Origin of the sequence: Bradyrhizobium sp. BR 10261, assembly GCF_019455395.1 — a bacterium.
In the GTDB taxonomy this organism is placed as follows: domain Bacteria; phylum Pseudomonadota; class Alphaproteobacteria; order Rhizobiales; family Xanthobacteraceae; genus Bradyrhizobium; species Bradyrhizobium manausense.
Window position 1 is genome coordinate 58,113 of record NZ_JACOFQ010000017.1, and the last position, 13,216, is coordinate 71,328.

12 protein-coding genes are annotated in these 13,216 nt (G+C 64.6%); 4 read left to right on the forward strand and 8 right to left on the reverse strand.

Annotated elements, in window-relative coordinates:
• Positions 1 to 25 precede the first annotated feature (25 nt).
• The 5 genes from rimI to murJ all read right to left on the reverse strand — a co-directional run bounded on the left by rimI (position 26) and on the right by murJ (position 4,823).
• Positions 26 to 511 carry a ribosomal protein S18-alanine N-acetyltransferase gene (gene rimI, locus HYH07_RS20650; protein WP_220004222.1) on the reverse strand — a complete coding sequence of 162 codons (486 nt, stop codon included), beginning with the start codon at positions 509 to 511 and terminating at the stop codon, positions 26 to 28.
• Positions 508 to 1,200: a tRNA (adenosine(37)-N6)-threonylcarbamoyltransferase complex dimerization subunit type 1 TsaB gene (gene tsaB, locus HYH07_RS20655; RefSeq protein WP_220004223.1), complete on the reverse strand. Its 693-nt coding sequence runs from the start codon at positions 1,198 to 1,200 to the stop codon at positions 508 to 510. The genes rimI and tsaB overlap by 4 nt, the downstream gene beginning before the upstream one ends.
• A 202-nt stretch (positions 1,201 to 1,402) precedes the next feature.
• On the reverse strand, positions 1,403 to 1,972 hold the full coding sequence (locus HYH07_RS20660) for a NifU family protein (RefSeq protein ID WP_220004224.1): 570 nt from the start codon (positions 1,970 to 1,972) through the stop codon (positions 1,403 to 1,405).
• A 198-nt stretch (positions 1,973 to 2,170) separates the two neighbouring features.
• Positions 2,171 to 3,223: a tryptophan--tRNA ligase gene (trpS, locus tag HYH07_RS20665; protein WP_220004225.1), complete on the reverse strand. Its 1,053-nt coding sequence runs from the start codon at positions 3,221 to 3,223 to the stop codon at positions 2,171 to 2,173.
• Between the two features lie 67 nt (positions 3,224 to 3,290).
• Complete coding sequence (murJ, locus tag HYH07_RS20670) at positions 3,291 to 4,823, reverse strand: murein biosynthesis integral membrane protein MurJ (protein WP_220004226.1); 1,533 nt, start codon at positions 4,821 to 4,823, stop codon at positions 3,291 to 3,293.
• Positions 4,824 to 4,949: 126 nt separating this feature from the next.
• Here murJ and HYH07_RS20675 point away from each other — a divergent pair, with 126 nt between their 5' ends.
• Entirely contained in the window at positions 4,950 to 5,951 is a 1,002-nt protein-coding gene (locus HYH07_RS20675; protein ID WP_057746929.1) for an adenosine kinase, read from the forward strand.
• A gap of 188 nt (positions 5,952 to 6,139) precedes the next feature.
• Here HYH07_RS20675 and HYH07_RS20680 read toward each other — a convergent pair whose 3' ends face one another.
• A complete protein-coding gene (locus tag HYH07_RS20680; protein WP_220004227.1) occupies positions 6,140 to 7,333 on the reverse strand; it encodes a serine hydrolase in 1,194 nt (397 codons plus the stop codon).
• 338 nt (positions 7,334 to 7,671) lie between these two features.
• Between HYH07_RS20680 and HYH07_RS20685 the strand changes: the two genes are divergently transcribed.
• Both HYH07_RS20685 and HYH07_RS20690 read left to right on the forward strand, forming a co-directional pair.
• Positions 7,672 to 7,992 (forward strand): hypothetical protein, encoded by a 321-nt coding sequence (locus HYH07_RS20685; protein WP_057746926.1) that lies wholly within the window; start codon positions 7,672 to 7,674, stop codon positions 7,990 to 7,992.
• 160 nt (positions 7,993 to 8,152) lie between these two features.
• On the forward strand, positions 8,153 to 9,646 hold the full coding sequence (locus HYH07_RS20690) for an NAD-dependent succinate-semialdehyde dehydrogenase (RefSeq protein WP_220004228.1): 1,494 nt from the start codon (positions 8,153 to 8,155) through the stop codon (positions 9,644 to 9,646).
• 154 nt (positions 9,647 to 9,800) lie between these two features.
• Here the strand turns inward: HYH07_RS20690 and HYH07_RS20695 are convergent, their stop codons facing one another.
• Both HYH07_RS20695 and HYH07_RS20700 read right to left on the reverse strand, forming a co-directional pair.
• The gene (locus HYH07_RS20695) at positions 9,801 to 10,715 is read right to left on the reverse strand and encodes a phosphoribosylaminoimidazolesuccinocarboxamide synthase (protein WP_220004229.1); all 915 of its coding nucleotides are present in this window, start codon (positions 10,713 to 10,715) and stop codon (positions 9,801 to 9,803) included.
• A 63-nt stretch (positions 10,716 to 10,778) separates the two neighbouring features.
• Positions 10,779 to 11,696, reverse strand: a complete 918-nt coding sequence (locus HYH07_RS20700; protein WP_057746920.1) for a pirin family protein — start codon at positions 11,694 to 11,696, stop codon at positions 10,779 to 10,781.
• A gap of 411 nt (positions 11,697 to 12,107) precedes the next feature.
• Between HYH07_RS20700 and HYH07_RS20705 the strand changes: the two genes are divergently transcribed.
• The gene (locus HYH07_RS20705; RefSeq protein WP_220004230.1) at positions 12,108 to 13,169 is read left to right on the forward strand and encodes a helix-turn-helix domain-containing protein; all 1,062 of its coding nucleotides are present in this window, start codon (positions 12,108 to 12,110) and stop codon (positions 13,167 to 13,169) included.
• Positions 13,170 to 13,216: the final 47 nt, after the last annotated feature.

Genomic DNA, 13,216 nt, shown 5'->3' on the forward strand with positions numbered 1-13,216 from the left:
GCGGGGGCGCTTTCTGCCATCGATGTTACGACAAGTCACGCCGCATCAGAAGCGCGTTCAATTGTTCCCCGTTCGGCTGCTTATAGTAGCGTTCGCGGCGCCCGACCACCACGAATCCGGCCCTGTCATAGAGCCGTCGTGCGGGCTGGTTGTTCTCCTCGACCTCCAGAAAGATCGTGCGCACGCCGCGGCCCGCGAGGTGACCGAGATGGGTCATCAGCAGCGTGCGGGAGAGGCCGCGGCCGCGGTGGGACTGGTCGACCGCGACCGAGAGGATTTCGGCTTCGTCCGCGCCGATCCGCGACACCGCAAAGCCGACGATTTTGCGCCCCACGCGCAAGCGGTGCACCAGCGTGTTGCGCTCGCTGAGCATGGTCTCGAATTCGCTCTCGCCCCAGCCATGCGCAAAGGACGCGCCGTGAAGCTGCGCCAGCCGTCCAGCGTCGCGTGCCGATGCCGGCTCGACGGCGGCCGTGCCGCCGCGCCACCAGTCCGAAAACCATCTCATCATGAGCTTGCGGCTGAAGCGAGCGGCGGCAATGCGGCCGGCTTTGCGTCGGGCGCCTTCAGATAAAACGGCCGCGCCGGGGTCGTGTCGGGATTGGCCGCGGCGCCGAGCCATGCGACCCAGCCGATGTCGGGTGCGGGCTGTGCATCGACGGTGACAGGCTGTGGAGCATCCTTCGGCCAGCGCTCGGCGAGAAGGTTCGCGGCGTTGCCGACCAGGTGTGGCGCGCCGAATCGCGCCGCTGCGATCGCCTCATCGATGGGGGCGATGCCTGGCTGCACCAGCTGGCTGCCGTCGCCGCCGACGATCTGGAAATAGACGTGGTCATGCCGCGCATCGATCGCCGAGATCACCGGCACCGAACCGCTCCGGCCAATGATGGGGGCCGCATAGGCCGACAAGGTCGTCAGCCCCACCGCCGGCCGCTTGGCTGCGAGCGCTAGACCGCGTGCCGCCGAAATGCCGACGCGCAAGCCGGTGAAGCTGCCGGGACCGACGGTCACAGCGATGCGGTCGAGTGCAGTGAAAGCAAGGTCCGCCGATTGCATCACGCGCGCGATCATCGGCATCAGCGCCTCGGCGTGACCGCGCTTCATCAGCATCTGCTCCTGCGCAAGGAGCTCGCCGGCGTCGGTATCGAGCACTGCGGCCGCGCACGCCTCCAGCGCGGTATCGATGGCAAGGATCAGCATGAAAAAGCGAATGACTGATGGCGAATGGTGGGCAGTCTACCGAACCAGGCGCCTGTGCGCCATGTGTCATTCACTATTCGTAGCCCCGTGGCGCCGCACTTCGTAGGGTGGGCAAAGGCGCCGTTGCGCCGTGCCCACCATTGCTATCCTACGGCAGGGAAGGTGGGCGCGCTTCGCTTTGCCCACCCTACGGCACCCGTGCTCACATCGGCCGGACTTCGACCACGTCGGGCACGAAATGCTTGAGCAAATTCTGAATGCCGTGCTGCAGCGTCGCGGTCGAGGAGGGGCAGCCCGAGCAGGCGCCCTTCATGTTGAGATAGACGATCCCGTCCTTGAAGCCGCGGAAGGTGATGTCGCCGCCGTCATTGGCGACCGCCGGCCGCACCCGCGTCTCGATCAGATCCTTGATCATGTCGACAGTCTCGGCATCTGCTTCGTCGAAGAATTCGTCCTCGTCGTCGAGATCGATGTCGCCCTGCGCTTCGCCGCCGGCGAGCAGCGGCGCGCCGGACATGTAGTGCTCCATGATGGCGCCGAGGATCGCGGGCTTGAGCTGCTGCCATTCACCGTCCGCCTTGGTGACGGTGATGAAGTCCGATCCGTAGAACACGCCGGTGACGCCGGGCACGTCGAACAGCTTTTCCGCGAGCGGCGAACGGGTTGCGGCTTCGCGGCTCGAAAATTCCATCGGGCTGCCGTCGGACACGACGCGGCCGGGAATGAACTTCAGCGTGGCGGGATTGGGGGTGGCTTCGGTTTGAATGAACATGGGTTTCTCCAGACGTCGCCGGTTCAAGGCCGGCGCGTGGCCTCTTCCCTAGCAGATGGCGACGGAGAACGCACGATCAAGACCGTTTTGCAGATAAATCAGCAAGTTAGGACCCTATTTGCCGTCCTCGCGCGCTTCTGGTTCAGTCACGCCGGGTTCGCCCTGCGGGCGCCCCGGAATGACTGTGACGATAAGCAATCACCGCCGGCGGATGAAGCCGACGATGTCCTTGGAGAGCTTCATGGTCTCCTCGGCGATGGCGCGGGCCCGGTCGGAACCCTCGTTCAGGATGGTCTCGATGTGGCCGGGGTCCGCAACCAGGCGCTTCATCTCGCCGGCGATTGGTGCGAGCTTGCTGACGCACAGCTCGGCCAGCGCGTTCTTGAAGCTGGAGAACTGGCCACCGCCGAATTCGCGGAGCACGTCGGCCTTGGAGCGGTCGGAGAGGGCGGCGAAAATGCCGACCAGATTGTCGGCCTCGGGGCGCGCTTCCAGGCCTTTCTCTTCGCTCGGCAGCGGCTCCGGGTCGGTCTTCGCCTTGCGGATCTTCTGCGCGATGGTGTCGGCGTCGTCGGTCAGGTTGATGCGCGAATTGTCCGACGCATCCGACTTCGACATCTTCTTGGTGCCGTCGCGCAAGCTCATCACCCGCGTCGCCGGCCCCGTGATCAAGGGTTCCGGCAGCGGGAAGAACAGGCCGTCATTGTTGCCCTGGGCGCGAATTGAATCGCCGAAGTCGTTGTTGAACTTCTGAGCGATGTCGCGCGAGAGCTCGAGATGCTGCTTCTGGTCCTCGCCGACGGGAACATGGGTGGCACGGTAGAGCAGGATGTCGGCGGCCATCAGCACGGGATAGTCGAACAGCCCGACCGAGGCGTTCTCGCGGTCCTTGCCGGCCTTCTCCTTGAACTGGGTCATGCGGCCGAGCCAGCCCATGCGCGCGACACAGTTGAAGATCCAGGCCAGCTCGGCGTGGCCGGAGACCTGGCTCTGGTTGAACACGATGTGCTTGTTCGGATCGATGCCGGCGGCGATAAACGCCGCGGTCACCTCGCGGGTGTTGCGCGCGAGCTCGACCGGTCCGCCCCAGACGTCCAGGCCTTGCGTGATCGCGTGCATGTCGACGACGCAATAGATGCAGTTGTGGGTTTCCTGCATCTTCACGAAGTTGACGATCGCGCCGAGGTAATTGCCGAGGTGCAGATTGCCCGTCGGCTGGACGCCTGAAAAGACCCGTTCAACGAATGGCATGGTCAGCTTCCCATAGGTATTTGGCCGTCGTTTCCAACAGCGAGGCTGCCCCGTCAAGGGCAATTCGCTAAGCGGCCCGCCTCAGTGCGGCAGCCGCCTCGCGCCAGGAGGCCGCGCCGAGGATTTGCAGGAGCAGGCCGTAGACGGCGATCCCGGCCGCGATCTGAAGGCCCAGCACCAGGAAGCGAACCAGGCCATGGGCCTCTGATGGCATCAGATCCCTGGTCAGCCAGAGCAGGGCACCCATGGCAGCTGCGGCAAGCACGATCCGCGGCAGCCGCTTGCGGGCGGTGGCGTCAAGCGAGAAGCCGAATTCGCTAGTACCTTTTCGCAGCAAGGAGGCTGCGCTGCTCCAGGCTCCAGCGGCGATACTTGCGGCAATGCCACTTGCACCGAAAAAATGCCCGAGCAGCACGGCGAGGGCGATCGCGACCACAAGGCCTTTGGCAGTTGCGAGCAGCGGCGTCATCGTGTCGCCGCGGGCGAAAAAGGCCGGCGACAGCGCCTTGATCAGCACATGCGCGGGCAGGCCCAGCGCCAGCCACATCAGCGCATGCGCTGTGGCCGCGCTGTCCTCAATGCCGAAGGCGCCATGTTCGAACAGCAGCCGCACGATCGGCTCTGCCAGCACGGCAAGGCCCAGCGTGGCCGGCAGCGCGAGCCCGCTCGCCAGTTCCAGCGCGCGCGATTCGGCATGCGCCATGGCGTCGCGGTCGCTGCTGCCGATGGCGCGAGTCAATTCCGGCACCAGCACGGTACCCATGGCGACGCCGACAATGCCGAGCGGCAGCTCGATCAGGCGGTTGGCGAAATAGAGCCAGGACACGGCCGATGGGATCGCGGAGGCGGTGATCGCGCCCGCCACCATCAGCCATTGCGGACCCGAGCTTGCGATCATGCCGGGAATGGCCTTGGCGAAAAACCCGCGCATCTCCTGGTCGAAGCTTGCGCGCAGCGGCCTCGCCAGGCGCGCGCTTCGCTGCGAGCCCAGCATCACCAGTTGCAGCAGGCCGGCAATGCCCACAGTCGCGGCCAGCATCCATGCGGAGCGAGCGGCATCGGCATGCCACAGCAGCAGCGCGGCGATGACGGCAATCAGGGCGATGTTGAACAGCAGCGGCGAGAACGCCGTGAGCGCGAATTTCCCTTGCGCATTCAGCAGCCCCATCAGCACCGTCACCGGGCCGGCAAAGGCGAGATAAGGCAGCATCAGCCGCGCGTTCTGGACGGAGAGATCGAGCGTGCCGCTGCCGACGAAGCCCGGTGCGATGATCATGATGATCAGCGGCATCAGGAGCGCAATCCCGATCGAGATCACGATCAGGGATGCGCTGACCGTGCCAAGCACGCGCCCGGCGAAGGCCGAGGCGGCCTGTTCGCCATCGCGCTCACGGACGCGCAGCCAGGCCGGGATCAGGGCGGCATTGAGTGCCCCTTCGCTGAGCAGCCGCCGCACCACGTTGACGAGCTGGAAGGCGGCCAGAAACGCATCCGCCACAGCGCCGGTGCCGAGCAGCGCCGCGATCAGGGAATCGCGGGCAAAGCCCAGCAGCCGCGAGGCCAGTGTTCCTGTGGAGACAGTCAGGAAGGAGCGGATCATCGGAGCCGTTATAATACCGTTGCTTGCCCGCGAAGGGCCGGTCGTGATAGGCCGCGAGCCAGATTTCAGCTCGACAGGAAGCGGATTTCCTCGGGGTTCGCAATCCGGCAAACAGGATCAAAGTGAATGGCTGACGTGAAATATGACGTTCTCGGCATCGGCAATGCGCTGTTCGACGTGCTGGTCCGGACCGATGAGGCCTTTTTGGTCAAGCACGGCATGACCAAGGGCAGCATGTCGCTGATCGACGAGGCGCGGGCCGCGGCCATCTACAATGACATGGGTCCGGCGACGGAAGTCTCGGGCGGGTCTGCCGCCAACACCATTGTCGGCATTGGCAGCCTGGGCGCGCGCGCTGCCTATGTCGGCAAGGTCAAGGACGACCAGATCGGCAAGCTCTATGTCCACGACATCCGCGCCGCCGGGGTCGCGTTCAATACACCGCCCGCGAAGGACGGTCCCGCCACCGGCTGCTCCTACATCCTGGTGACGGGTGATGGCGAGCGCACGATGAACACCTATCTCGGCGCGGCGCAGGACCTGTCGCCGGCCGATATCGATCCGGCCGAGATCGCCGCTGCCAAGATTGTCTATCTCGAAGGTTATCTCTGGGATCCACCGGGCGCCAAGGAAGCCTTTCTGAAAGCCTCCAGGATCGCCCACGAGGCCGGCCGCAAGGTGGCGCTGACCCTGTCGGATTCCTTCTGCGTCGGCCGCTACCGCGACGAGTTTCTCGAGCTGATGCGGGGCGGCACCGCCGACATCGTGTTCGCCAACGAGTCGGAGCTGCACTCGCTCTACGAGACCTCCGATTTCGACACCGCGCTCAGGCAGCTGCGCAGCGACGTCAAGCTCGGCGTGGTCACCCGCAGCGAGAAGGGCTGCGTCGTGGTGACGCCGACCGATGCGGTCGCAGCACCAGCCTCGCCGATCACGCAGCTGGTCGACACCACCGGCGCCGGCGACCTGTTCGCGGCGGGCTTCCTCTACGGCCTCTCGCGCGACCTCTCGCACAAGCAATGCGGCGAGCTCGGCGCGCTTGCCGCCGCCGAAGTCATCCAGCACATCGGCGCGCGCCCGCAGGTGTCGCTGCGGGAGCTGGCCCAGCAGCGCGGGCTGACGGTTTAGGGCGCTCTCTCTCCGTCATTGCGAGCGTCGTTCTCCGCTGTCATCGCCCGGCCAGTGCGCAATTGCGCACTAGGGCCGGGCGATCCAGCACTCCGAGGCCGTCGCGATTGAATCGATGCGCTGCGGCGTACTGGATCCCCCGCCTTCGCGGGGGATGACAGTCTTCGTGTTGTGAGAGCCGCAGTCCCTCACGCCGCCTTTTGCCCGCTTCCGGCATCGAGCCCGGCATAGACGCCGCGCTCGAATCCCGCGAAGGCCTGCAGGCATTTCGCATCGACAAATGGCAGCAGCTGCATCAGGATCACGCCGGTGACATCGCGCGCCGGGTCGATCCAGAAATAGGTGTTGGCGAGGCCCGCCCAGGCGAGGCTGCCGGCGCTGCGCCCCTCAGCGGTCCTGGCGGTGTTGATCATGAAGCTGAGGCCCCACTTCTTCACCTGATCCGGATAGAGATCGACGTCGTTGGTGTAAACAGGCGCCGCCGTCGTCATCTTGGTCATGTTGAGATCGCCCATCTGGTTTTGTCCCATCATGGCGACCGTCTCTGATTTCAGGACCTGATTGCCGTTGCCGCGGCCCTTGTTCAGGATCATCTGCGTAAATTTGATGTAGTCGCCCGCGGTCGAATAGAGGCCGCCGCCACCCATGTGGAATTCCGGGGTCTGCTCGAGTTCGAACGGGATCGCGGCAAGCGCGCCATCCTCGCCGCGGGCATGCATGCCGACGAGGCGCTTGCGCATGTCGTCGCTGATCTTGAAGCCGGTGTCGCTCATGCCGAGCGGCGCGAACAGATTGTCGCGCAAGTAGGCATCGAGCCGCTTGCCGCTGACGGCTTCCACGGCCTTGCCGACGAAATCGATATTGGTGCCGTATTCCCAGCGCGTGCCGGGGTCGGACACCACAGGCGTCTTCAGTGCCGCGTTCTGGCAGGTGATGATTCCGGGCGTGCCTGTTTTCTCCATGTAGCGCGCGAATTCGCCATTCCACATGTCGTAGCAGAAGCCCGCCGTGTGGGTCATGAGCTGGCGCAGCGTGATCGCGCTTTTCGCCGGCCGCAGTCTTGGCTCGCCCTTGGCATCAAAGCCTTCCAGCACTTGCGGATTGGCGAGGTCGGGCAGCACCGATCCGATCGGCGCATCGAGCGACAGCTTGCCCTGCTCGACCAGCTGCATCGCGCCCGCCGCTGTCACCGCCTTCGTCATCGAGGCGATCCAGAAGACGCTATCAACAGTCATCGCATCGGGCTTGGACAGGTCGCGCTTGCCGAACGCGCCCTGATACAGAATGTCGCTGCCGCTGGCGGCGATCGCAACAACGCCGGGAATCTCCTTGGCATCGCTTGTCTTGCGCAGAATCTCGTCGATCTGGGCTTTGCTTTGCATCAGCGTTTCCTCCGGTTTGATGATTGTTGGAAGTATTCGGATTGTCCTCCCGCGGATCGCGTGCGGCAAGCGTGGCGATATGCATCCTGTGGTCGCGATGTCGTGATTTGACGCTCTGCGTTCCGCGCGGGAGGACTGATCTGCAACACGTCTTCACAATCTGCGGTGGATGCCGCAACTGGCCGTGACCTTGGATAGGCCCGGGCGAGATGTTTTCCTGTGTTTGAAACACTTGAAACATTTTGTGCGTTGCGGCGTTCAGCTCGCGGCCCGATCGGCGGCCGACGTTTAAGACTTGAAGCAAATTTGGCGGCCGACCGGCCGCGAGGGGGCATCAGATGATTTCGACCTGGAGCGAATGGAAGCGCTATCCCCGTCCCGGACGGGGCGAAAATCTGGAAGCGCCGATCTCGCCTGGCATTTACGAGGTGCGCATCGCCGGATCAGGCGCGCTCTATTCGTTCGGCGCAGTCGACAATCTGGCCCAGGCACTGGCGCTGCTGCCGGTCGGCTCAAAGTCCTGGTTCGGCCGCCGCGATACCTCCGACGCGCCCGATCTCGAATACCGGACGTGTGCGACCTCCTCGAAGGCCAGCGCCAAGGCCGCGGCCGAACGCATGATCGGCCGCCGCGAGACCTATATGAGCGGCGCAGCCTGATCATCTCAGCACTATGAGCGCTATACCTCTCCCCCTCGGGGAGAGGTGAAGAACTGAGCGCTCTAACTTTAGCTGTCGGCAGATGTGCGTTGCGGGGCGGTGCATTGCGCGCTGTCTCTCCTTATATTCCGGGCCAATCGATGACCCCAGGAGCAACGCTATGACCCCGACCGCCGCTGCACGCGCCCAGCACGCCACCGTCAACCTGCGTGACCGGTTGAAGGACCCCTCGCTGCTGAAGCAGGCCTGCTACATCGACGGCGCCTGGGTCGGCACGCCGGTGTTCGCCGTGAACAATCCCGCAACGGGGGTCGAAATCGCAAAAGTCCCGCAGCTTGGGGCCGACGACACCACCAAGGCCGTCGAAGCCGCCCAGCGCGCATTTCCGGCCTGGGCCAAGCACACCGCCAAGCAGCGCTCCAACATTTTGCGCAAATGGTTCGAGCTGATCATCGCCAATCGCGAGGATCTCGCGCTGATCCTGACCTCCGAGCAGGGCAAGCCGCTGTCAGAAGCGCTCGGCGAGGTCGACATCGGCGCTGCCTATATCGAGTTCTTCGCGGAGGAAGCCCGCCGGGTCTATGGCGAGACCATCCCGACGCAGCGGCCCGATGCGCGGCTGCTCGCGATCAAGCAGCCGATCGGCGTCTGCGGCGCCATCACGCCGTGGAATTTCCCGAACTCCATGATCACGCGCAAGGTCTCGCCGGCTTTGGCCGCGGGCTGCACCGTGGTGCTGAAGCCCGCCAACGAGACGCCGCTGTCGGCGCTGGCGCTGGCGGTGCTCGCCGAAAAGGCCGGCATTCCCAATGGCGTGCTCAACATCATTACCGGTGATGCGCCGCCGATCGGCAAGGTGCTGTGCGAGCATCCGGCGGTGCGATTCGTCGGCTTCACCGGCTCGACCGCGGTCGGCAAGATTCTCTACCAGCAGGCCTCGGTCGGCGTGAAGCGGCTCGGCCTCGAGCTCGGCGGCAATGCGCCATTCGTGGTGTTCGACGATGCCGATATCGACGCGGCCGTCGAAGGTGCGATCGTCTCGAAATACCGCAACATGGGCCAGACCTGCGTCTGCGCCAACCGCCTCTACGCCCAGGACAAGATCTACGACGAGTTCGTCAAGAAGCTGTCGGCGAAGGTCGCGGCGATGAAGATCGGCGACGGCACGGAAGCCGGCGTGACGCAGGGCCCGCTCATCAACATGAAGGCGGTCGACAAGGTCGAGCGGCACATCGCGGACGCCGTCAAGCGCGGCGCGAAGGTGGTGACCGGCGGCAAGCGCAGCGAGCTCGGGCGTTCCTTCTTCGAGCCGACCGTGCTCGCCGACGTGAAGCCGGACTCGCTGGTCTCCCAGGAGGAAACCTTCGGCCCGCTCGCGCCCGTCATCCGCTTCAAGGACGAGGCCGATGTGATCGCGATGTGCAACGCCTCGCCGTTCGGTCTTGCCTCCTATTTCTACTCCCGCGACATCGGCCGCGTCTGGCGCGTTGCCGAGGCGCTGGAATCCGGCATGGTCGGCGTCAACACCGGCCTGATCACGACGGAGGTCGCGCCGTTCGGCGGCGTCAAGGAAAGCGGCCTCGGCCGCGAAGGCTCGCATCACGGCATGGAAGAATATGTCGAGATCAAATACGTGATGATGGCGGGGGTGTAGCCCCCGACTCCTCCACGTCATTGCGAGCGAAGCGAAGCAATCCGGAATCCCTCTGCGGATTCAGTCTGGATTGCTTCGTCGCATCAGCGCAAAATTGCTTCGCAATTTTGTCGCGCGCTCCTCGCAATGACGGAACGAGACGAAATAGCGCGGCCTAAATCTTCAGCTCTTTCCCCGTCACCCGCCGATAGGCTTCCAGGTATCGCTTGCTGGTTGCCTCCACCACGCTCGCGGGCAGTGGTGGCGGCGGGGCGTCGCCGTTCCAGCGGCCGGCGCGGCGCTCGGCGTCGAGATAGTCGCGCAAGGGCTGCTTGTCGAAGCTCGCTTGCGGCTGGCCGGGCCTGTAGGCATCGACCGCCCAGAAGCGCGACGAATCCGGTGTCATGACTTCGTCGATCAGGATGATGCGGCCGTTCTTGTCGCGGCCGAACTCGAACTTGGTATCGGCGATGATGATGCCCTGCTCGCGCGCCAGCTCCTCGCCGAGCGTATAGATCGCGCGCGTCATGCTCTCGAGCGTGTAAGCGACCTCGTCGCCGACAACTTCGCGCATCTTGGCGATGGTGATGTTCTCGTCATGGCCGGTCTCGGCCTTGGTCGCCGGACTGAAGATCGCAGGCTCCAGCTTCTCGCTCTCGACGAGGCCGGCCTTGAGCTTCTCCCCCGCCAGCGTGCCGCTCGTCGCATACTCCTTCCAGGCCGAGCCGGAGAGATAGCCGCGGATCACGCATTCGATCGGAAACACGGTGGTGCGGCGGCACAGCATGGCGCGGCCGAGGATCTCGGCGCGATGCGGCTTCAACGCCGGTACGGCTGCGACGATCTCGTCGGCATCGGCGCTGATCATGTGATGCGGCACGATGCCTTCGAGCTTTCTGAACCAGTAGGCGCTGATCTGCGTGAGGACCGCACCCTTCATCGGAATGGTCTCGGCCATCACGACGTCGAAGGCGCTGATGCGGTCGGTGGTCAGCAGCAGCAGGCGGTCGTCATCGACGGCGTAGATATCGCGCACCTTGCCGCGGCCGATCTTGGTCAGGGGCAGGTCGCTGGAGAGCATGGTGGTCATCAGCACAGCTTTCGGAAGGGATATCCGGTCGCGCCTGATGGCACGACCGGAAACGGGATTAGCCTATTCCGGCAGTGGAATGAACTCATGTTCCTGCGGAACTGTGGCGAAGCGGCCGGTTTTCCAGTCCTGCTTGGCCTGCTCGATCCGCTCCTTGCTGGAGGAGACGAAATTCCACCAGATGTGGCGTGGGCCTTCCAGTGCATCGCCGCCGAGAAACATCATCCGCGTCGCCTTGAGCGCCTTCACGGTGATGCGGTCGCCGGGGCGGAAGATCAGCAGCCGTGGTCCCTCGTAGCGCTCATTGGCGATCTCGACCTCGCCGTCGACGACGTAGATCGCGCGCTCCTCGTGATCGGGGTCGAGCGGCACACTCGCGCCCGCGGCGGCCGTGACCTCGGTGTAGAACCAGGGCGAGACCATTTTCACCGGCGAGGTGATGCCGAAGGCGGAGCCTGCGATCACGCGCGCGGTAAAATCGCGCTCGGAGATCATCGGCAGGTCGCCCGCCGCATAATGCTGGAACGAAGGATCGATCTCCTCGGAGCCTTCGGGCAGCGCGATCCAGCTTTGCAGGCCGAGCATCTTCTGGCCCGAGGCGCGTTGCGCATCCGGCGTGCGCTCGGAATGGGCGATGCCGCGCCCCGCGGTCATCAGGTTCATCGCACCCGGTGCGATCTCCTGCACGTTGCCTTCGCTGTCGCGATGCATGATGGACCCGTCGAACAGATAGGTGACGGTGGCAAGCCCGATATGCGGATGCGGCCGCACGTCCATGCCCTTGCCGGAGACGAACTGCACCGGGCCGAAATGATCGAAGAAGATGAAGGGTCCGACCATTTGACGCTTGCCATGCGGCAGCGCCCGCCGCACCTCAAATCCGTCACCGAGATCGCGGGTGCGCGGCACGATGACGAGATCGAGCGCGTCGCATGTTTTGGGATCGCCGAGCACGGGATCGTTATCAGGCATCCAGCTCATGACGGGCTCCTTCCTTATTCAGCAAGCCCGATCGTAGCAGGATTTGGCGTCGTCGTCGCGACAAAGGCCGGCCATAGACTCCGCTGTCATGCCCCGCGCAGGCGGGGCATCCAGTAGGCCGCGGCCTCTCGATTCAATCATTGCTGTCTCGGCGTACTGGATCGCCCGGTCAAGCCGGGCGATGACAGCGCTGGGCACCGCTCCAGAGCTGCCGTAGGGTGGGCAAAGGCGCGTCAGCGCCGTGCCCACGGTCTTCCTCTAATCGAGAAGAAGCCGTGGGCACGCTTCGCTTTGCCCACCCTACGATTTGTGAAACTGGGCGATGACGGTCGACGTGCGGATCGTCCTTGAAAAAGTCGGAGCAACGAACGATGTTCGACCGAACGCAATCGCGATCGATCGCATCATCCGATGACCCTTGCCACTCTCGACCTCGCCTTTCGCGCCGCCAGCGTCGCGCTGCTGCTGATGCTGGCGGCGTCGCTGTTACATGACTATCGCAACGTGCTGGCTGCCCGCCTTGGCGCGGCCTTCGTGCTGGGCTCGGTCGCGCATGCGGTGAGCTATTCGCTGGATGTCACGTCGCGGGTCCCGCTCTGGCATGCGCCGCTGATCGCAATATCGACCGCCACCATCGTGGTGTTCTGGTTGTTCACGCGCGCCCTGTTCGAGGACGAGTTCCGCCTGCGCTGGTGGCATGGTTTGATCTGGGCAGCGGTCGCGGCCTACAGCTTCGCGGGCTGCGTCTGGATTGCACCGAGCGGCCATGTGCGGTTCTCAGTCACGGTGGTCAATCTGATCGTGCTCGGCTTCATCGCGCTTGCGGTCGGGCAGATGATCGCCTCCTGGCCGGCCGACCTGGTCGAGCGCCGCCGCAGCGCTCGCGTCTTTATCGTCTGCGCCATCGCGCTCTATGGCGGGCTCAACGCGGTGCTCCAGATCGCCGCTGCCGGTTACCATGTCGGCGCCGTCGCCGAAACCATCAGCGCTGGCGCGCTCACCTTGACCGTCGCGGCGATCGTCTATGCCATGATGCGCGTTGACGGGGCGGATCTGTTTCCGGCCGCCGCGGAGCCCGCAATCCCTGTTGCTTCCAGTCAGCCTGCGGTCGATGACGCCGCCGATCAAAAGCTCATCGACGCCCTGATGCGGCTGATGGCGGACGAGCGGATCTATCGTCAGGAGAACATCACCATCGGCGTGCTGGCGGGCCGGCTGAAGATTCCGGAATACCGGTTGCGTCGGCTGATCAACCAGCGGCTCGGTTACCGCAACTTCAATGTGTTCCTGAACAACCATCGCATCGAGGAGGCCAAGGCCGCGCTGGCCGATCCCGCCCAGGTCGAGGTTCCCGTCATCACCATCGCGATGGATGCCGGCTTCCAGTCCCTCGGCCCGTTCAACCGCGCCTTCAAGGCGGTGACCGGCGTGACGCCGACCGAGTACCGCCGCCTGAAGGCCGACGCGGCCTAGATTTCAGGCCCTTGAAATCACATAGGAATTCCGAAATCAATCAGCCC